This window comes from Thomasclavelia saccharogumia DSM 17460, assembly GCF_000686665.1.
GTDB classification, from domain to species: domain Bacteria; phylum Bacillota_I; class Bacilli_A; order Erysipelotrichales; family Coprobacillaceae; genus Thomasclavelia; species Thomasclavelia saccharogumia.
Genome location: NZ_JMLH01000044.1, coordinates 1 through 25,922 on the forward strand (window position 1 = coordinate 1; position 25,922 = coordinate 25,922).

A 25,922-nucleotide genomic window follows, 5' to 3' on the forward strand; every position below is an offset into this window, starting at 1 on the left:
CTCTTTTCTAATATTTATATAAATCATTTTTAATTTTTGTAGTCGAAATACCTTCTGTACGAGGTAAATATACTACTTCACAATAATCTTTTAAAAAATCAAATTTCCCTTTCCAATCATCGCCCATGACAAAAATATCAACATCATGTTCCTTTACATCCTTGATTTTTTGATCCCATGATTCTTCAAAAATAACTTCATCAACATATCTAATGGCCTCAAGAATCGTTTTACGATCTTGATCACTATGATATGCTTTTTTCCCTTTTTGTGCATTAAACGCATCTGAACTTACTGCTACAATCAAATAATCTCCCAACGCTTTTGCTCTTTTAATAAGATTCAAATGCCCTACATGAAATAAATCAAATGTTCCATATGTAATAACCTTCTTCATTATCTTCACCACTTTATATACCCTTTTCATTAAAAAAAACTTTGTAAGGTCTATGTCCCACCCTATCAGATTCTTTTGGCAATTTCATATAATCTCCATAGTGAGTTTTTAAATACATATCCCAGTTTTTAGGAATTGGGAAATAATCATTTTCAAATTTATACATTTCTAATGGATATAAATCTTCTTTTCTTATAAATTCAGTTTTAAATTCAGGGAAATTTAAACAACAATATGAATTATAATTACTATTATTATATTTTGTTGCCACATTATATAATCTATTTTTCAAAAAACTAAGAGGAATTAACTTTACAAATATATGAGCCAATTTTCTAATAAGCGACTTAAGTTTTTGAATACAGTTACTAGGTTTTATAGCAATATCAGGAATTTGGCGTAACGAAAACACTCTAATCAATGATTGAAATTTTTTAAACATCTTTTCATATTCAACATCATCATCTGGTACAATATCAAACGGAAATACATCAATATAAATACCATGATGTATATTTATATTCCTATTACAATATTCCATAAATATAGTATTATTAATTCTAATTTTAGTATAAAAATATGGAATATTGTCTCCACTATCTGGAGTTTGCAGCTCGTATTTATCTGTTAGATTAGATGGTGCTAATCGTAAAAACTTTTCGTAATTTTCTCTTGTCATTCCAATATCAATATCATCATCCCATGGAATAAATCCACTATGTCGTATTGAACCCAATGCTGTTCCACCAATAAGAAAATACTCAATATTTTCTTTTTCACAAATTTTTTTAACATCTAATAAAAGTTCATATTCTAATCGTTGAATTGTTTTTAATTCACAGTCACTATATATATCATCGCTCATAGTCAACCCTCATATTTTTATAATATTTTATTTTTGGCTCATTTCCTGATGGTCTCACAACTATCCAAGAACCATCTTCTAAAAAAAATTTTATAACATTTGATTTAGGTAATGTTAAAGGTGATTCACCATTTTGATCGTATCTTAATGATAATTTATAATCTTCCTTTGCAATAACCTTTTTGCCTTCAATCTCATGAATATCATTATATCGAAAACTATTAATAATCTCCTCCATTTTTCTTGCTCCTTCAATTCCAGGCAAAGTCTCATTTTCCTGAATATCTAGAATATAACCATTTTCATCATAAATATCATTTAAAACATCCATTAAAGTCTTACCTCTGCTTTTATAATAATTGCATGCTTCACATGCTAAAATAGTACTTTGTATTGCATCTTTGTCTCTCGTAAAATCCTTGACCATATACCCATTACTTTCCTCATAACCAAATAAAAATTCCTTTTTCCCTTCATATTCTCTAATTTTATCACCAATAAACTTAAAACCTGTTAATGTTGATTCTACTTCAACCCCATATTTTTTACAAACCATGCTTCCTAAATCACTTGTAACAATTGTATTAAATACTATACCATTATCTGGTATTGTTCCTTTTTCTTTTTTTGTTGATAAAAGATATTCTAATAATATTGCACCAATTTGATTTCCAGTCAAATATTCATAATTTCCCTTATGTTTAATCATTATTCCTAGACGATCACAATCTGGATCAGTTACAATTATTATATCTGCATTTTCTTTTTTAGCTAATTCTATTGCTTTATCAAATGACTCTCTATTTTCTGGATTTAGTGATTTAACGTTACTAAAATTTGGATCAGGATCGCATTGTTCTTTAACAACACTATAATCATAACCTAAATTTTTTAACATTATTTTTATAGGAATATTACCTGTTCCATGTAATGGGGTATAAACAATTTTTATTTTTTTATCCAATAATGGTCTTTCTTGTACTGTTTCTAAAACTTTATAATAAGCATTATCAACATTTTCTCCAATATATTTTATTAAATCATTATTAGGATTTACTTCAATAGATAATAAGTCCTCTACACCTTTAATATATTTTTCAATTTTATCAGTATCTCTTAAAACGCACTGACACCCATATTTATCATATATTTTATATCCATTATATTCAGGTGGATTATGACTTGCTGTAATTACAATTCCACCAAAAGCTTTTAAATAACGCACTGCAAAGGATAATTCTGGCGTTGGTCTTAACGTATCGAATAAATACACCATTATGCCATGAGAAGATAATACCTTTGCCGCCTCTAAAGCGAATTTATCAGAGTTATGCCTATTATCATATGCAATAACAACAGCTTTCCCATTTTGATCATTAACATACCTTGCATAACCCTCTGTATTTTTTCTAATTGTATATATATTCAATTTATTTGGCCCTGGATTCATAATAGCTCTAATTCCTCCAGTTCCAAAAGACAGCTCCTTATAAAAACATTCCTCAATCTCTTTATTATCTAAAGATAATAGCTCTTCCTTCATAATTCCTTGTTCGAGCCACCTATTAAATTCTTTCATGTAATCCATTACTTATTATCCCTCAATTCATATACTTTAGATATGCTTCCCTTTTTACCAACTACAATCTTATCATCCGCTTCTATAACAAATAATTCATTTATATCCAATAATATAATTTCTTTTTTTGTACTATAAGCAATATTATTTTTTGAATTAAAATTATTTACTTTACCTTTAAAAATATTGTTATTTTCATCTTTTTTTATATATCTTTCAAGTGCCTTCCATGATCCAATATCATCCCATCCAAAATCACCTGGTATAACAAAAATATGTTTTGATTTTTCCATAATCGCATAATCTATTGATATAGATTCACATAAAGAGTATTTTTTTTCTAACACCTCCATATAATTTTCATCTTCAATGGCCGGTAGAGTAGAAAGTATTTGATACATTTGATTAGATAATCTTTTAAACTCTTCAATCATAAATTTGCAGTTAAAAACGAACATGCCGGCATTCCATAAATATGTACCTTTATCAAGATATTCTTTAGCTATATTTAAATTTGGTTTTTCTACAAAACAACGTACCTTTTTTATTTGATAATTATCAATTTTTTCGATATTATCAGAAAAATTGATATACCCATAACCTGTTTCCGGTCTATTTGGCTCTATTCCAATAGTCACTATTGATTCAAAGGTATCATCTACAAACTTATTAGCTACTGACAAAATTTTTAAAAATTCTTTTTTATTATTTATTTTATGGTCACTTGGGAGTACAACAACATTGGCATCCATATAAATTTGTTTGATATACAATAGGCTTAATAAAATGCATGGTGCCGTATTTTTTCCTGTTGGTTCAATTATAATATTTTTTTCTGGTAAATTAGGTAATTGTTCTTTAATAATACTAATGTATTGTACTCCTGTACAAACGAATATATGATCTATATTTATTAAATCTTCTAACCTTTCTATCGTTGCTTGAAGCATAGTTTTATTATCAATTAAATTTAAAAATTGTTTTGGTTTATCTTCAGTAGATATTGGCCAAAATCTTGTGCCTTTTCCACCCGCCATTATCAATGCAGTTAACATATATACCTCCATTCTCATTCAATTTTATCTGTCTAAATAATTTTAATGGTATAGATTTTATACTATTTTTTATTACCATTATTTTTTTTATTAGATATTAAAAAACTTAATAATTGTTTAAATGTTTTATCTTTTGATAAAATTATCAAAGTAAAGTAAACAAAAACTCCTATTACAATCTGAATAATCGTAGTAACAGGTGTTGCTAACATATTTTTACTTACAAAATAAATTACTATTCCCATAACAATAGAAAAAATTAAATATTTTTTTGATTCATATAAAATTGGACTAATTATTATTTGTTTATTCAAATAATAATATTGTATAATCGTTAAAATCAAACTTGAAATAACAGTTGAAATTGCTGCACCAACAAAAGAATATAGTGATATAAAAATTATATTTAAAACAATATTCAATATGGCCGCAATACTATATGATTTTACTAAAATGTTTATTTGATTAGTTGCTGTAAAATATTGTGTACCAGAAATACCAACTAAGGAATTTGTAATAATCATAGGCGCTAAAATATATATTATAGTTATACATGCTAAAAAATCATTTCCTAAATACCATGGTATAAATTTATCAGCTAAAGACATGATTCCAATCATCAAAGGGCATGCTAAAAACATTGTAAATTTAGCTGTATTAATTAACAATTGTTCTATTTTTTTCTTTTTCCCATTTTTAAATTCATTTGCAATTCTAGGCATTATAACTGTATTCAATACTGTTATAATAGTAAGTGGTATTGTAATTATTTTTTCAGCTTGATCATAATATGAGAGATTAGCTGCATCATTAGTAATCCATTCGATCATTACTTTCCCAATTTGTAAATATATTAATGATGCAACCTGGGGAAGAAACAATATAAGAGATCCCTTTATATGGGTATTAATTTTTTTTAGAGTAATATGTATTTTAGGCTTTGATACATATTTTTTTATCTGAAAATATACAGATAAGTTAGCAATAAATGTTGAAATAGATAAAATAAGTATATAGATATATAAATCAGAAGAATTTTTAATAAATAGAAAAATCCCAATTACACTAGCTAATTTTGCAAAAAAGTTTTTTATAACCGCAGGTTTCATATCTTCCATTCCTACAAATAACCATGAACAATCAATAAAATTAGCTAAAATAAAAGGATAGTATAATATATAGTATTTAAAATACTTACTAAAATATCCCCAAATAAAATATATGATTGTACCAAAAATTCCTAAAAGTAATCTGGAAATCATTATTTCCCAAAAATTTTCATTTATATTCACCTCATTATCTCGAAAATATGCGATTTGTCTATTACCATATGTATATATTCCTAACAAACTCACTGTGGAAATAATTGTTGTAGTAGAATTTAAATAACTATAAATTCCTAACTTAGCTGGTCCTAAAGTTCTTGCTAAATAAGGTGCAGTAATGATAGGAACAATAATTACAAAAATTTGATAAATCAAATTATAAATATAATTTTTTACTAATTTATTCATTGTAACTTCCTTTGTTTTCTATCATCTCTCTTACTGCAATACATATTCCTTTTTCATATTTTTCCCAAGTGTAAAATTTAGCCGTTTTTATTGCATTTCTACTCATTTCAGGTAGCTTTTCTTTATTTTTAATAAACCAATTTATCTTATTAATTAATTCTTTAGTATCACCAGCTTCAATTACAAACCCATTAAATCCATCCTTTATTATATCGGCACCACAACAATTTTTACTAACTATTACTGGTAATCCAGCAGAAAGTGCTTCAAGTACTACTAAACCAAATCCTTCTCCCATTGATGGAAAAATAAATATACTGCTTTTAGAAAATAAATCTTGCAATAATTCAAATGGCACCCTACCATAAAAATTAACATATTTATCATATGGTTTATATAATTCTTTGTGATATTCTGCACCCGTTCCAACGATATGATAAATAACATCTTTATTTGCAACAACTTTAGCACTATCTAGAATTTGACGAATACCTTTTCGTTGATTAACTTCACCTACAAATAATAAATTAAGTTTATTATAATTCTTTTCGCTAGACATAAAATCATTTCTATTTACACCATAAGGTATTCTAAATATCGATTGGTTTTTAAAACCGTTATACTTTACTGACTCAGCAGAAAATGATGAGGCAACAATATGATAATGCGCTTTTTTTGATTCAATTCCATATTTATCAGCAATATTCTTATTTAAAATATATCCACAAGCTTCAAATGTTTTTCGAAATTCACCTGCAGACTCCATTTTTTCTTGATAAATTTTATACAAAAAGTTTCTATTTGGATGAGCATCATCTATAATTCTAATTATATTAGGTGCATATTTTATTAAATAATCAAACATATAATTTGAATTTGTATCATATGAAATTACCGCATCAACATTATTTTTTATTGCATATTTTGCCACTTTTATTTGAAAACTTTTTGAAATATAGTTATTTAATTTATTGGTAAAATATCTCTTTTTATCTATTCTTTGTATAAAAAGTAATATTACACCTAAAAATTCTTTAAACTGTGTAACATCACTGTCTTGTAAATCAATACATCTTCTTTTTTTTGCTCGATTAAGGCTATCTCCTTTTAGAAAGAATGAAACAATATGTGTCCAATTTAATTTGTCCTTATAATAAACCGTTGTTAAATATTGGAATAATAAATTTTCTTTTTTTAATGCACTTGCTACCCTAAACGAATGTTGTCGACCAGGATGTGCAACTAATACCTTATATTGCATTAACTAAACTCCCTTCATATTTATCTAATTTTCAGATAAAATCTAATTATATAAACTGGTAATAATGAGAAAATAATATACCAAAAATTACTAGGAGTATAACCCCTTATTAATAATTGTAAATTAGTACCAAGCAAAATTGAAAACTCAATAACATCTATACCTGATATATTATAATTCATCATCTTCTTTTTAACTTTTTTCATCCATATTGCATAAATTGCCATAAAAAAACATATTCCTATAAAACCAAAAGAGTAATAATACTCTCCTAATCCAGGATATGCTTGTCCTGTATTTGCAAGATTACTTCCTATTATCTTATCTAAACCAACCCCAAAACCACTTGGCTTATTTGGCCAAATAGCTCTTGGTATAACCATCGAAAGTGTTCCAAAAAAAATCTGTTCAAAAAACATGTATGGATACTTATTAGGAATATTTCCAATAATACCGTAATAATTTCTATATATTCTAAAATTACCCCAAAATGCATCATCTAAAGCTTCAATTACACTATCTAAATTAATAACATTAAAATTTATTCCTGTTCCTGCTCTAATGTCACTTCTAAACATCGTCATTATGATAATTGGAATTAACAATAAACACAGAAATAAAACTATTGTCCGCAATTTAGGCCTTTCATTTCTTTTTACATAATAATATGCAAAAAAAGTTATAGCAATTTGTATTATAAAAAATCTAAAGCCTCTTGCCACCTGTAAAATTACCATAGGTACAAATAATATTAACTTAACTATCTTTTTATTTCCAAATTCCCAATACAAAAGAGTTGCAGCAGGTAAACAATAAGAAAACATAGATATATATCCAATCGAGGATTCTGTTGTATTAATTATATTTGATTTACCTAACATTCCTAATGTTAATAAATATGTTAGATCATATCCACCTTTTTGTATCATATAATATACATTACAGACTAAGCTAAAGAAATATATCAAAAGTATCAACCATATTATATTTTTTTCATAAAAAAAATCATGATTTTTTTTAATAAAACGAAAATGTAAAAAATTAATTCTATAAAAAATAAAAAAAACTATATATCCAATAAATGCAATAATAGTAGATTTTATCCCATAGTCAAATAAATTATATCCGTACCAATAATAATTTTTTGTTACAATATCATATATAGGTGTAATAAAAAACATAAATAAATATATTAATGAAATAATAGTTAACGGCTCAAAAATATCTAATTTTCCTTTTATATATACACTATTTAATAATAGAAGAATCAAAATCAAACATATTGATAATGTAATATAATTATTTTTATATAGAACATTAGCATTTAATGGATATACTATTATTAAGATTATTGTAGATAATACCAATATTAAAAAACTAGTAATATATCGTTTTGATACTTTAACCACATTTCTCCTCCTTTATTTTTAACAGAAAGCAACACAATTTAACTTAATATCAAATATTATCAAAATCATCTACAAAACACATCTATTATATTAGATACTAATTTTTTTACTTTGTAATTATTTTGTGCTTTAGCATAAGATATCTTTCTAGCATTTTTGTACCAGTCATCTTCTAAACTATTTATTGTGTCTAAAATATCAAAAATCATGTCAACTCGATTATAATCAAAAACGAAACCATTTTCTCCACTTTCAATAATTTCAGGATAATTTCCTACATGATTTGATACTAATAAAGGCAATCCCGACCATAATGCTTCTACACATGTTAAAGGGTTAGGATCTGAAAGAGACGGCATTAAAAAAAAATTAGATACCCTGTACAATTTAGCTATTTCTATTTGAGGTAAATAACCTAAAATTTTTACATTAATATTATATTTTTTAGATAATTCTTCAATATAATCTTTCAATTCGCCATCTCCAGCTAACAAAAATAAAAAATTATTTTTATTTGGATAATTTTTTAAAATATTCATAAATTTATCAATTCCTTTTACTGACGTTAATCTAGCAGGACAAATAAAAATAAGTTTGTTATTATTGATTTCATACTTCTCAAGTGTATTACTTTTTTCAACATCATTATATAAATGATAATCAAATATTTTATTATCAACTACATTAGGAACAAAAATTTTCTTTGTATTTTTAAGTGAATATTCTTCAATAAATTGTAGTGACATTTTACCAGCATACCAAAAGCCATCAAATCTACTATAGATATATTTTCTAATCTTATTTCTTATTTTTATTTTCAAATTAGAATAATCCCTAGTTTCATTTAAATGAGATTCACTCCAAAAATAAGTTTGATAATTTAATTTTGCTTTTAATTTTAAAATTTTATTAATGCCAGGACATAAATATCCACCTGCACATACAACATGCGTTGGTTTTAATTTAATTAGTTTTTGTTTTAATCCTGGATTATAATGAATAAATATATTTTTAAAACTAAAAGTTTTATTAACTAGAAGTTGAGTATATTCTGTTTCATATTCCCTATAACTCCAATTTCTGTTTGGTTCTGATTCAGCCATTACTAATACAATGAACTCTATGTTTCTTTTTTTACATTCCTCATAAAATGCATCAAAAAAATATTTTCTATAGGGTGTTAAAATATTAGTATATAATACTATTCTCATTTTTTCCTCCTTCTGTTTTTTGATTTTTCAAAATTTGCAATAATGAATCATCAGACATACTAAAATTGATAAATATTTTTGCAAAAAATTTTAATATCTATAGTATAAAAATATATTTCCTTTTTTATAAATCGTTCCTATTCTTGTTTGTATAATTTGCAATAGTTTTTTTCCATAAATAATTTACTTACATCTAATTTTCTTTGTTTATTTTTTGATATATTAATAATAATATTAATATAATTCATATTTGATACAACATGTTCAGAAATGCAAGCTTCAGGACTTCCACCTGTATCAAAAGTAACGACTGGTGTTCCACACGCTATTGCTTCTAAATTTGTTGTTGGATAATTATCTTCTAACGTTGGATTAAAATATACTTCTGCAGCACTATACCATTCAACCAACTCTTGAACATTTTCTGTTCTATTAATTCCGATAATATTTGCTGGTAAAGATCTGATTTGTTTATCATTCAATCCAATCAAAACAATTTGATACTCACTATGCAACTGTTTTGATAGCTCAATAAAAGTATCTAATCCTTTTCTTTTATCCCATACAGATGCAACTCCAAGAATTACTTTTCTATCTTTTATTCCATATCTTTCTTTAATATTGGATTTTGTATATTTAAATATCTCAGTATCTACTCCATTATTTATTACTGTTATTTGATAGTCATTTAAATACGATTTTTTTACTTCACCTTTCAGCCATTTACTTGGTGTAACTAAAATCATATTATCTATATTATTAAATAATTCTTTTTTTCTTAAATAATTTTTATCAGTTCTAGAAAATATTGTTTGTGGATACTCGTTTTTATTCAAACAATGTCCTTGACATCCAGCTTTCCATTTATCACATTTTGCATAAGTATAATATGCACAATGTCCTGTAAATGCCCAACAGTCATGCAATGTCCATATTTTCTTTATTTCTGGATGTTCTTTCAGATATTTAAATAAAATCTCGATATTTACATAATATCCATGGATATTATGTAAATGAATGATATCTGGTTTAAACTTTTCAATCTCTTTTATAAACTTCTTTGTTGAATGTTTACTTCCAAAACCTGAAGCATCAAACAGTCTTGCTTTTAATACATGTAAATATATATCCAGCTGATTTCCTATTTTTATTGTATTGAACCCTTCAGGTGCTTCTCCTCTTCCATATGCGATACAGCATTCATGTCCTGCTTCTTTGGCTGCTTTATATAAGTTTTTACATATCGTTCCTGTTGAACCGTTACAGACTGAATTTATAAATAATATCCTTGGCATTACTTATTCTCCCACTCTGCTAATTCTTCTCTTACCAACTTTACTTCTAATAATTTATTCTTTACTGCCTCTACGTCCATTAATTCTGTATTGTGTGAATTGAACTGCTGTAATTTTGTCTTTGGTAGTCCTTCAAAGAAATATTTATCATAGTTTAGATCTCTTTTATCACATGGTACCCGATAAAAATTGCCCATATCTATGGCATTGGCACATTCTTCATCGGTCAGCAATGTCTCATACATCTTCTCTCCATGTCTGATCCCGATTACTTTGATCTCATTATCTGCTTTGAATAATTCCTTCACTGCTTTTGCCAGTACTTCGATCGTACATGCTGGTGCTTTCTGCACAAAGATATCACCGCTTTCTCCATTTTTAAATGCAAATAACACTAAGTCTACTGCCTCTTCTAATGTCATTACGAATCTTGTCATACTTGGTTCTGTTACTGTTAATTCATTCCCCTCTTTTATCTGGTTAATAAAAAGAGGTACTACACTGCCTCTTGATGCTAATACATTTCCATATCTTGTACACATGATACTTGTTTTCTTAGGATCTACTGTCCTGCTTTTAGCTACGATTACTTTTTCCATCATCGCCTTGCTTGTTCCCATAGCATTTACAGGATAAGCTGCTTTATCGGTACTTAAACAAACGACTCTTTTAACATTGCATTCTATTGCTGCAGTTAAGACATTTTCTGTTCCCAGAACATTAGTTTTAACTGCTTCGATAGGAAAGAATTCACAGCTTGGTACCTGTTTTAAAGCAGCCGCATGATAGACATAATCAACGCCATACATAGCATTTTTGATAGAATTTATATCTCTGACATCACCGATATAAAACTTAAGCTTATGAAAAACATCAGGATATTTCGCCTGATATTCATGTCTCATATTATCCTGTTTTAATTCATCTCTAGAAAAGACTCTGATTTCTTTGATATCGGTTTCTAGAAATCTGTTTAATACAGCATTACCGAAAGAACCAGTTCCTCCAGTAATTAATAATGTTTTATCTTTAAATTGACTCATCCTAGTTCCTCCAATTTTTTTAATATCTGATCAACATATTTATTAATAGTAAAATTATTCAAAAAATAGTTACGACTATTTCTTGCTAATGTACTGATCAAATCATCATCTGCATCAGCCATCTTTATAATAATTTCTGCCAGTTCTTTATCATTACCGGCATTACAAACCATCCCGGCATCAGAATTATTAATAATATCAGCTGATGTCCCATCAATTGAACCAATAATACCTCTGCCAGCAGCCATATAGGTCTGTAACTTAGATGGAATAGTTTTACCAATATTACTGTCTTTTTCTAAAGACAGTAAAAATAAAGATGTATCATTATAATAAGGTATAAGTTCTTCAACTCTTTTTCTGCCTACAAAATCAAACACAGCATCAAGTTCCTTTTCTTCTATCTGCCGTTTAAATTCCGTTTCATACGAACCGCTGCCAATTATCGTAAACTTTAATCTAGAATAATAACTGTCAGGTACTTTAGCTACTGCTCTGACCAGACAATCAAAATCCTGAGCTTTCCCTATATTTCCTGCAAAAGTTATATTTAATTTATCCTGTTTTTGATATGGTCTGACCTGTAAAAAAAGTTTTTCTCCATGCTGCGGGATACAGTTTAATCTGCTCATCTCCACCTTATTGACATCATTTAAATATTCAATGAAAGCAGGTGATGTGACACTGATAAAATCACACTGTTTATAAAGTTTATTGCAAATCATTTTCAAAACTTTAAACACCGGATTCGTTTCTTTTAAATGCAGGACTTTTAACGATTCCGGCCATAAGTCTAAACAATAGACATACACTTTTTTTCCATATTTTTTTTTATAATATAGTGCTGGAATTAGCATAAAAACTGGTGATAGCTGATATACAAACACAGCATCAAATTCTTTATCCAGTTTCTTTATCTCTCTTTTAGCGTATCCAGGATAACTAAGGTAGTTTCTTATCAGGGATAAAGAATCATGACCTCTTAGTGGAATATGAGTTCTTATAACATTTACCCCATTAATAATTTCTTTCATTTTATCTGCATCATCATATCCGGGAAACAAATCACCATCAGGATAATTTGGTCTTCCAGTGATTACTGTTACTTCATTCCCCCTTTTAATCAGTTCCTCACAAATTTCATGGATTTTAAACGGTTCAGGATAGTAATACTGTGAAATCACTAATATCTTCATCGTTTACTTTCCCCATTCATCGATCCTGTTCCCCCTTCTACTACCCCATCACTTTTTAATACTGATGCTATCGTTCCAAAGAAACATTTTAGATCAAATAAAAAAGAGATACGTTCTACGTATTCTCCATCTAATCTCGCTTTTACCGGTATTTCCAGTTCATCTCTACCGTTTATCTGCGCCCATCCTGTTAGTCCCGGTCTTACTTCATTGGCGTGATATTTATCTCTTTCTTCTATCAGATCATCCTGATTCCATAATGCCGGTCTTGGTCCGATCACTGCCATCTCTCCTTTTAGGATATTGATAATCTGGGGCAGTTCATCCAGTGATGTCTTTCTTAAAAACTTTCCTGCTTTCGTAATAAACTGATCTGGATCCTTTAACATATGTGTCGGCATATCTTTAGGTGTATCTATGTACATCGTTCTAAACTTCAGGATATTGAAATATGTTTTATTGATCCCTATCCTCTTCTGCTTAAACAGAACTGGTCCTTTACTATCAAGTTTTATCCAGAGACACAGAATAATAAAAACAGGACTTAAAATGATAAGTCCCCCTAAAGCCAAAATAAAATCAATGACTCTTTTGATTCCTTTTCGATACATTCCTATACCCCCATTTCAAAACAGTATTCATCATCATTGCCTACTGTCATCCCATCATCGATATTACTGTTTGCCTTTATCTTAGTACCAAAAGTAACAGTACAGTTACTTCCGATACGTGAATAAGAACCAATCAGCGTATCAGGTCTGATCACAGTATTGGAATAAACAAGGACATGATCTTCGATAATAGCATCATGATTGACAATAGTATTAGCTGTAATGATACAGCCATTACCAATAGTCACATTAGCTTCAATGACCGCATTAGGAAAAACAACTGTCCCCTTACCCATGGAAGCATAATTAGAGATGATACTGTTTTTTGAAATTAATGATATTAAGTTATAACCTATTTCTTCTGCCTTATCAATCAGCTGTTTTCTAAGTTTGTTATTGCCAACAGCAATAAAGATATCTTTATAATCGGGATAAAACAGCTTCATATCATCAATAGAACCAATGACTTTACAGTCATTGATCACTTTATTGATAAGATTATCATCAAGGAAAGCGATGTGATCATAAGTTTCTCTAGCGATATCTAAACAGCATCTGCCATGACCACCTGCTCCTATAATTAATAATTTTTCTATCTTAATCTCCCCTTATCTTATTTTTTATTTCTAAACCAAGACATATATCATAGTCGCTAAAAGAAAATTTATATTTTAAAAAGGCTAATCGTTTATGACGATCAACCTTTCTAATCATATTCTCTAATCCCTTTAACGGTCCCTCTTTTACAATGATATTGTCTTTGTAAATATCACCAATTGAATGAGCTATTATCATTGAATCATTTTCAAACTTCCTAATAAAAGATATATCATTTTCATTCAATCTTTTTAACTTCACACATTGATGATCATTCAATTCAAAAAATCTTTTACATTTTTTTAACCTATCTTTAAATAAATCAATATCATTTATTTCAAAAAAAATCATTCCCTTAAGAATATCAACCTCATATATCTTCCATTCTAAACCAAACTTTCGAGCCTGTTTTCTTTTCAAAATAAAGCACCTATATATCAATTCATTAAACATATCGGATTTAAAAATATCTAATATCTCTTCCTCTCTTTCCCTCTTTACTTCTAAAACATAAAAGTTTTGCATAATTTCCTCCAAAAGACGATAAGACCCCAATGTAACTAGGTAATATTTTTAGTTACACTCAGGGTCTTATAATCATTTTAATTCCATAACATGCGCTAGTCAGTGATTACTTCATTAAAAATATTGTTATAAAGTTTAGTAATATAATCCAAGAATAGGTTATTCTTGGACTTTTTGCTTAAACTTTAATTGAATTATAAGGGAATATGTCGCTTTTTGCAATCTAATATTTATATTTTAATAATTAATTTTATTGAAATTTAACAAAAATATACGATAGCAATTAAAAATTGTCATAAAAATAATCCAAGAATAACCTATTCTTGGACTTTTTACATTAATTCATTAAAAATAAATTTTTATAATTCAACAATTAAAAACAACTATTATTATGATAAAAATTATGATAATAACTGTTTTTAATCATATAATATGTAGCCAATAAACTAAAATTAACTAATTCACTATCATTTAAACCTGGCAGCTGAAGATACATAGATAAATCATTAATATTACAACATAAATTTTGTGATATTAAAATAACTTTACATTTACTATTAAAAATTTTATTAAGCAAATTTTGATTATACGTAAAAATACGTCCAGTAAGCGAAACAATAATAACTAATTCATCATCTACAAATGATACGTCATCACAAAATAAAAGGCATTGATGAAAAAAAACTAATTTTCCCATCATAATTAAATCTTCTTGAAAATTTTGTGCCAAAGCTAAAGGATACGTTGCACCTACAAGCCTAACTTGTTTAGCTTCATAAATAAGTTTTGCTATTTGATCGATCTGTTCTTGGAATTCTTTTTTAGCGTCTGTATCTAAATAATTTAATAATTTTTGATCATCCATAATTTCAAAGCGATGTTCCATTTGCTTCATCCTAATTTGATAAAAATATTTAACTTGACTTTTTAAATCCTGATATGATTGAAAACCAATTTGGCGGCAAAATTTATTAATAGTTGCTGGAGAAGTTAAACAATCACTTGCTACTTTAGAAATAGAAATTTTGTCTAAATTTTTATAGTTAACAATAAAATATTGTGCAATATTATATGTTGCATCTTCAACAAGAGCATTATTCAAAATCAATAGCCACATACTAAATAAAGAATTCATTTAATCACCTCTCGATTTATTTGAATAATTATTTTATTAATTATCTCTAAAATAATTTCTTGATATAAAAAGTTATATCTTGTTTGTACTAAAGACAAGCAAACCGTCTTATCATAACTAGAAGCCCCCATACTACCGATAAATAATTGCTTTGCCTGATGCATAAAAAGATTTTTAGGAACTGTTGTCTTTAACATCGCCATTTCTTTAAAACTAAAGTAACTATGATGTACTGATACAATAATTAGTAGGTCTTCTGCTGTTAAATTATCAAGGCATTTTTCTTGTTTCTGTAATGACCATAAATTAGGAATATACAAATTATTTACATAATGAGATAAGGATAAAAATAATGAGCAATAAAAAATATCTCCATATAAAACAATACATTTACTTGACATTATCATTTTAACAATATCTGTTAGCTGTTTATTAGTTATAAAGCGAAAACATTCTTGAAAATACTTATCTTTGATTTCTTGATAATCTTTTAAATTTATAGACTTATTATAATGCAATTTTTGAAAATTCTCGTTTGCCTCAATACTTAATTCATTCTTTAATGATAAATAACCATCAAATCCTGCTTCTTGGCAAAATCGTGTAATCGTTGATTTGGAAACAGCTATATCTTTAATAATTTTCTTTAATGATATTTGATCAATTTTATCTAAGTTTTTTATTAAATAATTCGCTATAATATAATCTATTTCATCATAAGCTGAGTTATTTCTTAATTGATACAACTTTCCAATTATATACATTAAAAGCTTCCCCTCCGTCTACTATAAATACCATTATAGCATAACTTTATCTTGATTAAATTATATGAATTGAAAATATTTTTAAAAAAATCTAGGAACATTTCCTAGATCAAATGACAATTCTATCTCTTTTAACAATTTGCTATTATAATTTTATTTTCTATATATTCCTTCATCAAAATTATATAAAATCAATTTCCCTATAATTCTTCGTTTTTCAAGTTCTTTAACTTTATTATCTAATGGTACTAAAAATAAAACATTGTTTAAATATATGCATATTATAAATTGACATATAAAAAGTCGTAGATCTCAAATTTTTAAGTGTTTGGAACAGGGAAATCTACGACGATAATATATTATCATATTTTTATTCGTTTGAAAATAGAAAAACTATTTACTTTTCCAACTTTTATAACTATTCACCAATAAAAAACTGCCATGTAAATAACTCAAATAATTTCAACTTATATTTGCGTACTTTAATAATCAGATATTAAAATTTTAACGTTATTGCAATATATCAGGATCAAAAACAAAAGCGCTTTAGAAACTTCAAAAAGTTTACATTAAAGCACTTTTTCATAACACTTATTTTTTATACAAATCATCAATAAATAATAACATCTTCTCAAAAATATTTCCTAAATTATTTTAATAATACACGATCAGTATATTCATTAGAAGAAGTTGAATAAAGATGAATCAAACCCTCTACCGTCATTTCCTCTCTTTCTTTTCCTTCAATCAAAGCAATAATTCGTCCATCTTTCATAATCATTGTTTTATTCCCGTACTTTAAAGCATCCTCCATATTATGAGTAATCATTAAAGTAGTAATCTTATGTTCATCTACTATCTTTTTTGATAATTCTAACACTTTATGTGCTGTCTTAGGATCCAATGCTGCAGTATGTTCATCCAATAAAAGCAAATTAGGAGTTACTAATGTTGCCATCAATAAAGTAAGTGCCTGTCTTTGTCCTCCTGACAATAAACCCACTTTAGTATCTAAACGGTTTTCTAAGCCTAGATCTAATTCTTTTAACGCTTCTTTAAACTTCTCTCGATGACGATGTGACATTAAGCTTAGACTAAAATGTTTACCACGCTGATTAGATAAATGTAAATTTTCTTCAATTGTCATATTTGGTGCTGTTCCCTTTAACGGATCTTGAAACAATCTTCCGATTACTCGAGAACGTTTATACTCAGGTTCAAAAGTTATATCTTGATCATTTAATAAAATTGTTCCCGTTTTAGTTTCTACAGCTCCTGAGATTGCTTGAAATAATGTTGACTTTCCAGCCCCATTGCTGCCAATAATAGTTACAAAATCACCAGAATTCAATGTTAGATCAACATTAGCAAGAGCTACTTTTTCATTAACAGTGCCTTCATTAAAAATAACAGATAGGTTTTTAAGTTCTAACATGATTTTCTTCTCCTCTTCTTACTTTTAAAAGCTCCATTTGTTGAAGCAATAGCAATGATAACAAGCACTGCTGACAATAATTTTAAATATCCTGATGGTAACCCTAACTGTAAAGCAACCGTCAAAACTCCACGATAAAAAATAGCTCCAAAAACAACGGCAATTAATTGAAAAATAATCTTTTCTTTTTTAATAAACGTCATTCCTACAATAATACTAGCAAGCCCAATAACCATCATTCCAATTCCACTATTTACATCGGCAAAACTTTGATGCTGAGCAAAAATTGCACCACTCATAGCTACAAAACCATTTGCAATAGCTAATCCCAATACTTTCATTTTATCAGTATCAATCGAACTTGCTCTAACCATATCTTCATTATCACCACAAGCGCGTAGAGAAAGGCCTAACTGCGTTCTTAAAAATAGATCTAATATTATTACTATCAAAACGACAATAATATAAATAATGATAAGTTTTCCGTATACTGTAACTTCATTTAAACCACTAAAAATAGTCGTTTGATCAAACAACGAAATCGTTGGTGTATCATTCATGATTGCAAGATTAATCGAATATAATCCTGTCATTGTCAAAATTCCTGATAATAAAGGCATTATTTTTAACTTTGTAATCAATAATCCTGTTACCATTCCCGCAACAGCACCAATTAAAAATGAAGCTAAGATTCCAAGATATGGCATCGCATTAATTGTAAACATTGCGCTTACTGCAGTTCCTAAAGTAAAACTTCCATCAACTGTTAAATCAGGTATATTCAATACTTTATAACTAATATACAACCCCAAAGAGAGAACAGCAAAAATCCCCCCTAATTCTAACGCCCCTAAAATAACCGTCTGACTCATACAATTTCCTCTACATTTCTACATATGCTTTATCATTTTTAATACTATCAGGTAAAGTGATACCTAACTCGTCTAATACCTTTTTATTTACATAAATACTTAAATCTTCTTTGAATACTTTAACTGGTATATTTTCTACTTTTTCACCCTTTAAGATCTTATCAACCATATTAGCAGTTTCTTTACCTAAATCATCATAATTGATTCCTACACTTAAAAAACCACCATCTTGAACCATTGAATCAGCACCAACATATAAAGGTACTTTAGCTTTAGTACAAGCAGTTGATACCATATCCATCGCACTAGCTACCATATTATCATTAGGTGCGAAAATAGCATCACTTTTACTCGCTAGAACATCAATTGCACTTTGCACTTCATTAACTGCAGTAATTGTCCCTTCCACGATAGAAATATTATTTTTCTCACAAAAAGCTTTAGCTTTTTCAATATTAGTAACTGAATTAACTTCACCCTTATTATAAATTACTCCTAATGTCTTCAAATCAGGATCAACTTCTAAAGCCTTTTCCAAAATCTGTTCAACTTGAATCTCATCACTTGTTCCGGTAATATTCTTGTCAGGTTTTTCAAGTGAAGAAGTTAGTCCCGCAGAAATCGGATCTGTCACTGCCGCAAAGACAACTGGAGTATCTTTAGCCATAACTGCTGCTGACATTGCAACCGGTGTTGCTATTGCTACTACGCAGTCCTTCTTTTCTGATTGAAACCCTTGAATGATCGATGGTGCTGTATTAGCATCACCTTGTGCATTCTTAAATGTATAATTAATATTTTCTCCTTGTTTATATCCTAATTCCTCCATTTGTTTATCAAAAGCTTTTTTGATCGTATCTAAAGATGTATGTTCCACATACTGAATAATTGCTACTTCCTTTATCGCTTCATCACTTTTACCACCACACCCTGTTAATGTTCCTAATGTTAAAGCTGATACTGCCATCATTTTAAATAATTTACTTACTTTCATTTTTCTTTTCCCCTTTTCTTTATTTTTTCATCTTAATTGCACTTACACCATTGTTTATCTAGCTTCATACTTGTCCCCTTTAAACAAAAAACATCTGTCCTAAAAGGACAGATGTCATAATTAATCTGCTTTGCCACCTTATGGTTAAAATAAATGCTATCACATTTTAGCTTGATAACGTAAGCTAACCGTCAAAAGATACTCAAAATCATTTTTCCCCTTTGCCTTCATGGGTCCATTTACCAAAGTCGCATCACTATCTAGCTTTCACCATCCTAGACTCTCTACAAGTACGTTCAATGTTTTATCTCCCAATCAATAGTTTATATATGTATTAAATGTATCATACCCTAAATAATTTGTCAATCATATTCTTTTATCGCTACTAAACTATAAATAAGCTAAAATAAATTTAATATATACTTTTTTTAAAATATTTGCTTTTTTATATATTATTTTAAGCTGCTTAAAATAATAATTTGCAACAAATTCTAATTCTTCATCTGTAACTTCATGAGGTGAAAAACGAGCTTTATCACCAATTTTTTTAATTCCAGAAAGATCCCCATTTAGCTTACTTAAATAATGACAATAAAAACATACTAATTGATTATTATTTTTTGCATCTTTAAACCTTCTTTTTCGTCTAATCACTGCTTGTAAAACAATTACAGCTAATCCAATTATGAAAAATCCTAAAAAATACACATAAAATGGTATCACTATTGTCGATTCAGTTTCTGTATTAATTTCCTCTTGCTCTTGATTAGGTAAAATTGGTGTAGTCTGATTATCATTTTGATCATTATCAGTAACAGGAGATGTTTCATCAACTTGACTTATTACTCCTGCCCCAATTGCCTCAATAGGAATCCAGCCTAAATAATCATCGAAAATTTCAACCCAGGCATGCTCATTACGATCTCTAATGATCAACTTACCATCAGCATCTTTACTGCCATCAGACTGATATCCTAAAACAAATCGAGCAGCTATTCCATTTCTTCTCAACATTAGAGCTAATGCTGAAGCATAATGAATACAATATCCTTGTTTGTGTTCATTTAAAAAATAATTCAAATAATTTTTACCATCAGGTAAATCACCAGGTGTAAGTGTATATCTAGTTTGGTTTGCCAAAGCATTTTTACATTGATCGATCAAATTATAGACATCACCATTATAAACAATATTATTTTCTAATAAAAACTGATCAATAATTTTAGCATCTTCATCAGATACTGCTGTTAAAATATCTTTATTTTGATAACGATAAGTCTGCATATTTTTTATATCATCTAATGTTCCATTCCTAGCGGCTATCTCTTGAAGTTTTTCATTTTTTGCGCCACTATCTGCACTTAATAACAACTCATTGAAATCGTTGTTTGGGACGATCATTTCATATGTTTCTGGATTTTCACCCATGAAATAATTACCATAATAAGTTAAATTATCATTTGAAAAATAATATGGTGCATAATTACGATATGTATATCCACTTAACTGTTCAATTCTAATATTTTGAATTGATGCTTTTGTTACTTTATTAATTATCTCTAAATTTCGATAAACCCAGTCAATATAAGTTCGCTCATCATCAACAATACTCCATTTACCATTATCATACTGATTATAACTAATTCCCCGGATTTTAAAATCCGTTAATTCACTAGCTCCTTCAATAACAAAATCTATCGAATTACGATAATAACGATTCCCTTGTTCTTTTATATCATATTCTTTTTTAAAACTTCCTCCAGCTGTAGTTAATGGCGTTTTAGCATTATTGAATAAACTTATTGGTGAAACCTGATATGTATGTGGTGAAAAAACTAAATATGTAAAAGTCATCGAAAATAAACAAAGCCCAATTACAGCTATTTTTATCTTGTTTCCTTTTTGTAATCCACTAATAAACAGAACTAAAAAATATAGTAGATAACTGCCAATAAAATACCATGGTGGCGTAATCGTGAATAATAATTCAATAAATACCCCTGGCAATAAAGCAAATATCGCTAAAAAGTGTTTATTTTTATCAATTGCTATCGAAGCTAAAAAATACATAGGAATAAACAATAACAAAAACGCACAAATACATGCAAAGGGATCATCAAAATAATTTACCATACTTTGATAACTTAATCGATAAACTGAAACTTCCCGATACTTATGCACGACAACAGAAACTAAATATGAAAAACAAGTTATCGTTTTAGGAAGAATCAATAGCACACCTTCAAAAATCAGTCCACTCACGATAAATTTATTTTTATTTTTTATATGCATATAACCAAAATAAATAAACAAACCTGCCATCATACAAAAAACAAAAATCAAGTGTGGTCTAGCATTAAAATTAAACGAATAAATCAGTGATCCAGTCGAACCAATAATTCCCAAAATATAAATCAACAGTTTCATCGTCGATCACCTTCTATTCTTTTAATACCATGATAATTAATAACAAATTCATAATTACGTTTCATAGCTGTCGTATCATAATCTTTATGCCATAACAAATATTCAAATCTTTCTTCATATTCCTGATAATTTGTAATTTCTTTATTTGAAAGGATAAAATCAAGTTTTTTACTCAATAAATATTTACAAAAGCCTTCAAGATAACTAAAAACTAAATCATTGTGACTATCATCACTATCAAATATACAATATATATTAACGATTTCACTTACAGTCAAAGCATTTTCTTTAACTAAGAGAGCATCATATTTAGCACTTAGTTTCCAATGAATATTTTTCAACAAATCTCCTTCTTGATATTTATGAACATCATATATTTCTGTAGGATCACTACCTTTTTGATTAACCGTATACGCTTCTTGTCCATATTTTGGTAAAAATCTTTGATATATTTCAAAATTAAAATCTGTTTTCTTAGGATAGATCGTTATCGGTATTTGATAATTACAACGTTTTTTTAAACAAAATAAATTTAAACTATCATACTGATAATATTCCTTGATTACCAAATTTCTACCACCACAATGCAAAAATACCAAATCAAGATCCTCATTATTACCTCTTAAAAAATACTTTTTATTATCGATCTTAAACTTGATTGCCCCTAAACCAAGACCATCACGCTTTACAAATATTTTAACTTGTTCATTTTGTCTAACGATTCCTTTATTCACTTTAAATTCTAATTTTATAAATTTCCAAGCTAATAATAAATAAATTAAGGAAATAATCGGTAAGAGCAAAACCACTAATAAAAAGTAATAAGAAAAATAACCTATAAAAGTGAAATAAAAAAATACACCAAATCCCATCAACAATAAATAAATTAAACGATATCGAAACATAATCACTTATATGTAACTGGCGAAATCCTTATCATGATTTCTTCCATTATAATCTGAAAAGCCTTACGATTTTTTTTCATACCAGGAATAAAAAAGATTCGGTGATTAAGTACTTCGTATAAATTCTCATTAATATCTTCAACAATTACATAATCACGACCATACAAATATGCAGTCGCTTGAGCCGCTTTTAATAAAGCAATCGAAGCTCGTGGTGAAGCTCCCTGCTCAATTTTTTCATGTTCACGCGTCTGTTGGACAATTTGAACGATGTATCGAACCAAACTTTCCTCAACATAAACATTTTTTATTTCTTCCTGCATTAAAATTAATTCTTCCGGCGTTAAAACAGCGTTAATTTTATCAAGGGGATTTTCATTTTTCTTACGATTTAAAATTTCAATCTCACTTACTTCATCAGGATAACCAATTGATAAACGCATCATAAAACGATCCAGCTGTGAATCTGGCAGCATTTGTGTCCCAGCACTTCCAAAAGGATTTTGTGTTGCAATAACAACAAAAGGTTTATTAACAGGATATGTATTACCATCAACACTAATATTTCCTTCTTCCATAACTTGCAATAAAGCTGACTGTGTTTTACTAGAAGTACGATTAATTTCATCAGCTAAAAATATATTTGTAAAAAGCGGACCTTTTTTAAAATTCATTTCTTTTTTATCAAAGTCAAAAGTTGAATAACCTAATAGATCGCTTGGCAGTACATCTGAGGTCAACTGCACTCGCTGATAGTTTAAAGATAAAGCTTTGGTAAAAGCTACTGCTAAATTTGTTTTTCCAACTCCAGGAATATCTTCCAATAAAATATGTCCTTGAGCTAGAATAGCTATTACTACTTTTTTTATAACTTCATCTTTTCCTAAAACGGCCTTTTTGACTTCTTTAATTAAAAGTTCTAATTTATCATTCATAAAGCTGCTCCTTTATTATTATTAAAATATTATTGCTATTTTATTTTATCATAAAGTCGTGTAGTTTCTGTGTAATATTTATTAATTTATATTAATTTTTTTCAGTTAAAATAAATGACAAAAATATTTACCAAAAATTTAATTATTTTTTAGAAAACTATTTTAATTTATGGTATAATATGGAAGTTGAAAGAAGGTGTTATTATGTCCCCTGAGCCCGAGCAGGTATATATCAAACAATTAAATAATAAAAATACAGGAGACATAATTAATTAGTCTCCTGAGATGGAGGCTAAGATGTTAGAATATTACAAAACATATGGAACAGTAACAAAAAAAATCGATGCTCCCGAATTAGGATGCTGGATCAATGTTGTTGCTCCTAGTGAAGAAGAAAAAAATTTTTTAACCGAAAAAATCGGTGTTTTACCAGAATTCATTAAATCATCATTGGACCCTGAAGAAAGTTCACATATTGATTATGATGAAGATTATAATCAAAGATTAGTCATCATTGATTATCCTAGCGCTGATGAAAATGCTGAAGGTTATGATAAAAATATGCTTCAATATACAACATTACCTTTAGGTATTATAATTATGAAAGGACTCATCGTAACAATATCTCTATATGAGAATCTAAATATTGATGATATGGCGCAAGGAAAAGTTAAGGGTATCAACACTCATTTAAAAACAAGATTTTTATTACTATTATTACTTAGAATTTCTCAGCGTTATTTAATATATTTACGTCAAATCGATCGAATTTCTTCCCATACAGAACAGAGTCTACATAAATCGATGCAAAATAAAGAATTAATTCAAATGTTAGGATTAGAAAAATCATTAGTTTATTTCTCTACTTCTTTAAAAACTGATGAAATTACTTTAAATAAAATTATGCGTGGTAAAATCATTAAATTATATGATGAAGATCAAGATTTATTAGAAGATGTGTTAATCGAAATTAAGCAGGCAATAGAGATGTGTAATATCTATTCTAATATTCTTTCAGGAACTATGGATGCTTTTGCTTCCGTTATTTCCAACAATTTAAATATTGTTATGAAAGTATTAACGGTTATTACGATCGTAATGTCCATTCCCAACATTATTTTTAGTTTTTATGGAATGAATGTTACTGGCTTGCCTATCGCTCACTGGCGGTTTCCAACTTTAATCGCTATTATTGCTTGTATTATTGCGACAATTATATTTATAAAAAAAGATATGTTTCATTAAAAGTAATAAAGAATCACAATTTGATTCTTTTTTTATTTCATAATAAAAGGGAATTATTGATGTAATTCCCTTTTAATCATTAATTTTCTTTTTTTCTTAATAATCCTAATCCTGCAGCTGCTAAAACTGATAAACTTGCATAAATACCAATTAATCCATTATCTCCAGTAGCGACACTTGCTGTTGTATCACCGGCTTTGACTGAATTACTTGTTTCCAATCCCGCAATTGCTTTTGCTAAAACATCTTTAGCGTTATCAACTTCTGCCTGACTTGCTTCTGGATCATCTAATACAGCCATTGCTTTATCTAAGGCATCTTGCATTACATTCCATGTCTTAGCACTGTAATTTGCAGCATTTAATCCATTTGCTTTATTAATTAAGTCTTGTAATAGATCCTTATTTGGAATCAATCTTAATGATAATTCTGCTCTTATTAACTCTGCATATGCATTATCGACTTCTGCTTGGGTTGCATCTGGATCATCTAATACTGCTTTGGCATTTGCCATTGGTTCAACCAATTTAGCTACACTTGCTTCTGTATATAGGCTCTTATCTAAGCTGTCTAACTTATCATATTGTGTTTGTAATCTTGTTTTATCAGCTCTTAAGATTAAGTTTCCAATTGCTTCTGTTAAGTTATTTAA

Annotated in this window: 23 protein-coding genes and 1 pseudogene; 1 reads left to right on the plus strand and 23 read right to left on the minus strand. The window is 28.1% G+C overall.

What is annotated here, in order from left to right; all coding sequences use genetic code 11:
* Positions 1–7: 7 nt before the first annotated feature.
* The 22 genes from tagD to BR82_RS0110100 all read right to left on the minus strand — a co-directional run bounded on the left by tagD (position 8) and on the right by BR82_RS0110100 (position 24,025).
* On the minus strand, positions 8–397 hold the full coding sequence (gene tagD / locus BR82_RS0109995) for a glycerol-3-phosphate cytidylyltransferase (RefSeq protein ID WP_027090074.1): 390 nt from the start codon (positions 395–397) through the stop codon (positions 8–10).
* A gap of 13 nt (positions 398–410) precedes the next feature.
* Positions 411–1,262 (minus strand): LicD family protein, encoded by an 852-nt coding sequence (locus tag BR82_RS17065; protein ID WP_027090075.1) that lies wholly within the window; start codon positions 1,260–1,262, stop codon positions 411–413.
* Complete coding sequence (locus tag BR82_RS15635) at positions 1,252–2,850, minus strand: phospho-sugar mutase (RefSeq protein ID WP_147590240.1); 1,599 nt, start codon at positions 2,848–2,850, stop codon at positions 1,252–1,254. Before BR82_RS15635 ends, BR82_RS17065 begins: the two co-directional genes overlap by 11 nt.
* Positions 2,850–3,896, minus strand: a complete 1,047-nt coding sequence (locus BR82_RS0110010) for a mannose-1-phosphate guanylyltransferase (RefSeq protein WP_027090076.1) — start codon at positions 3,894–3,896, stop codon at positions 2,850–2,852. The genes BR82_RS15635 and BR82_RS0110010 overlap by 1 nt, the downstream gene beginning before the upstream one ends.
* Before the next feature lie 62 nt (positions 3,897–3,958).
* Positions 3,959–5,410, minus strand: a complete 1,452-nt coding sequence (locus BR82_RS0110015; RefSeq protein ID WP_027090077.1) for a flippase — start codon at positions 5,408–5,410, stop codon at positions 3,959–3,961.
* The gene (locus BR82_RS0110020) at positions 5,403–6,671 is read right to left on the minus strand and encodes a glycosyltransferase family 4 protein (RefSeq protein ID WP_027090078.1); all 1,269 of its coding nucleotides are present in this window, start codon (positions 6,669–6,671) and stop codon (positions 5,403–5,405) included. Before BR82_RS0110020 ends, BR82_RS0110015 begins: the two co-directional genes overlap by 8 nt.
* 20 nt (positions 6,672–6,691) lie before the next feature.
* The gene (locus BR82_RS0110025) at positions 6,692–8,080 is read right to left on the minus strand and encodes an O-antigen polymerase (protein ID WP_027090079.1); all 1,389 of its coding nucleotides are present in this window, start codon (positions 8,078–8,080) and stop codon (positions 6,692–6,694) included.
* A gap of 65 nt (positions 8,081–8,145) precedes the next feature.
* Positions 8,146–9,291, minus strand: coding sequence for a glycosyltransferase family 4 protein (locus tag BR82_RS0110030; protein ID WP_027090080.1), 1,146 nt, complete (start codon positions 9,289–9,291; stop codon positions 8,146–8,148).
* Positions 9,292–9,428: 137 nt separating this feature from the next.
* Positions 9,429–10,586: a glycosyltransferase gene (locus BR82_RS0110035; protein WP_027090081.1), complete on the minus strand. Its 1,158-nt coding sequence runs from the start codon at positions 10,584–10,586 to the stop codon at positions 9,429–9,431.
* Entirely contained in the window at positions 10,586–11,629 is a 1,044-nt protein-coding gene (locus BR82_RS0110040) for a nucleoside-diphosphate sugar epimerase/dehydratase (protein WP_027090082.1), read from the minus strand. Before BR82_RS0110040 ends, BR82_RS0110035 begins: the two co-directional genes overlap by 1 nt.
* On the minus strand, positions 11,626–12,825 hold the full coding sequence (locus BR82_RS0110045; protein ID WP_027090083.1) for a glycosyltransferase family 4 protein: 1,200 nt from the start codon (positions 12,823–12,825) through the stop codon (positions 11,626–11,628). The genes BR82_RS0110040 and BR82_RS0110045 overlap by 4 nt, the downstream gene beginning before the upstream one ends.
* The gene (locus BR82_RS0110050; protein ID WP_027090084.1) at positions 12,822–13,436 is read right to left on the minus strand and encodes a sugar transferase; all 615 of its coding nucleotides are present in this window, start codon (positions 13,434–13,436) and stop codon (positions 12,822–12,824) included. The genes BR82_RS0110045 and BR82_RS0110050 overlap by 4 nt, the downstream gene beginning before the upstream one ends.
* Before the next feature lie 2 nt (positions 13,437–13,438).
* Positions 13,439–14,038, minus strand: coding sequence for a PglD-related sugar-binding protein (locus BR82_RS0110055; RefSeq protein WP_335324206.1), 600 nt, complete (start codon positions 14,036–14,038; stop codon positions 13,439–13,441).
* Positions 14,034–14,558 (minus strand): hypothetical protein, encoded by a 525-nt coding sequence (locus tag BR82_RS16400; RefSeq protein ID WP_051592811.1) that lies wholly within the window; start codon positions 14,556–14,558, stop codon positions 14,034–14,036. Before BR82_RS16400 ends, BR82_RS0110055 begins: the two co-directional genes overlap by 5 nt.
* Positions 14,559–14,931: 373 nt before the next feature.
* Positions 14,932–15,693, minus strand: coding sequence for a MurR/RpiR family transcriptional regulator (locus BR82_RS0110065; protein ID WP_027090086.1), 762 nt, complete (start codon positions 15,691–15,693; stop codon positions 14,932–14,934).
* Positions 15,690–16,457 carry a MurR/RpiR family transcriptional regulator gene (locus BR82_RS0110070; RefSeq protein WP_027090087.1) on the minus strand — a complete coding sequence of 256 codons (768 nt, stop codon included), beginning with the start codon at positions 16,455–16,457 and terminating at the stop codon, positions 15,690–15,692. The genes BR82_RS0110065 and BR82_RS0110070 overlap by 4 nt, the downstream gene beginning before the upstream one ends.
* 649 nt (positions 16,458–17,106) lie before the next feature.
* On the minus strand, positions 17,107–17,892 hold the full coding sequence (locus BR82_RS0110075; protein ID WP_027090088.1) for an ABC transporter ATP-binding protein: 786 nt from the start codon (positions 17,890–17,892) through the stop codon (positions 17,107–17,109).
* Positions 17,886–18,764: an ABC transporter permease gene (locus BR82_RS0110080; RefSeq protein ID WP_027090089.1), complete on the minus strand. Its 879-nt coding sequence runs from the start codon at positions 18,762–18,764 to the stop codon at positions 17,886–17,888. The genes BR82_RS0110075 and BR82_RS0110080 overlap by 7 nt, the downstream gene beginning before the upstream one ends.
* A 10-nt stretch (positions 18,765–18,774) precedes the next feature.
* A complete protein-coding gene (locus tag BR82_RS0110085; protein WP_027090090.1) occupies positions 18,775–19,758 on the minus strand; it encodes an ABC transporter substrate-binding protein in 984 nt (327 codons plus the stop codon).
* Positions 19,759–20,148: 390 nt separating this feature from the next.
* Positions 20,149–22,185 (minus strand): transglutaminase domain-containing protein, encoded by a 2,037-nt coding sequence (locus BR82_RS0110090; RefSeq protein WP_027090091.1) that lies wholly within the window; start codon positions 22,183–22,185, stop codon positions 20,149–20,151.
* Positions 22,182–22,919 carry a DUF58 domain-containing protein gene (locus BR82_RS0110095; protein ID WP_240474546.1) on the minus strand — a complete coding sequence of 246 codons (738 nt, stop codon included), beginning with the start codon at positions 22,917–22,919 and terminating at the stop codon, positions 22,182–22,184. Before BR82_RS0110095 ends, BR82_RS0110090 begins: the two co-directional genes overlap by 4 nt.
* A gap of 173 nt (positions 22,920–23,092) precedes the next feature.
* Entirely contained in the window at positions 23,093–24,025 is a 933-nt protein-coding gene (locus BR82_RS0110100; protein ID WP_027090093.1) for an AAA family ATPase, read from the minus strand.
* 297 nt (positions 24,026–24,322) lie between these two features.
* Here BR82_RS0110100 and BR82_RS0110105 point away from each other — a divergent pair, with 297 nt between their 5' ends.
* Positions 24,323–25,270 carry a magnesium transporter CorA family protein gene (locus tag BR82_RS0110105; protein WP_027090094.1) on the plus strand — a complete coding sequence of 316 codons (948 nt, stop codon included), beginning with the start codon at positions 24,323–24,325 and terminating at the stop codon, positions 25,268–25,270.
* Between the two features lie 79 nt (positions 25,271–25,349).
* Here the strand turns inward: BR82_RS0110105 and BR82_RS0110110 are convergent.
* Positions 25,350–25,922 (minus strand): annotated as a pseudogene (locus tag BR82_RS0110110) (FIVAR domain-containing protein); the annotation flags it as partial.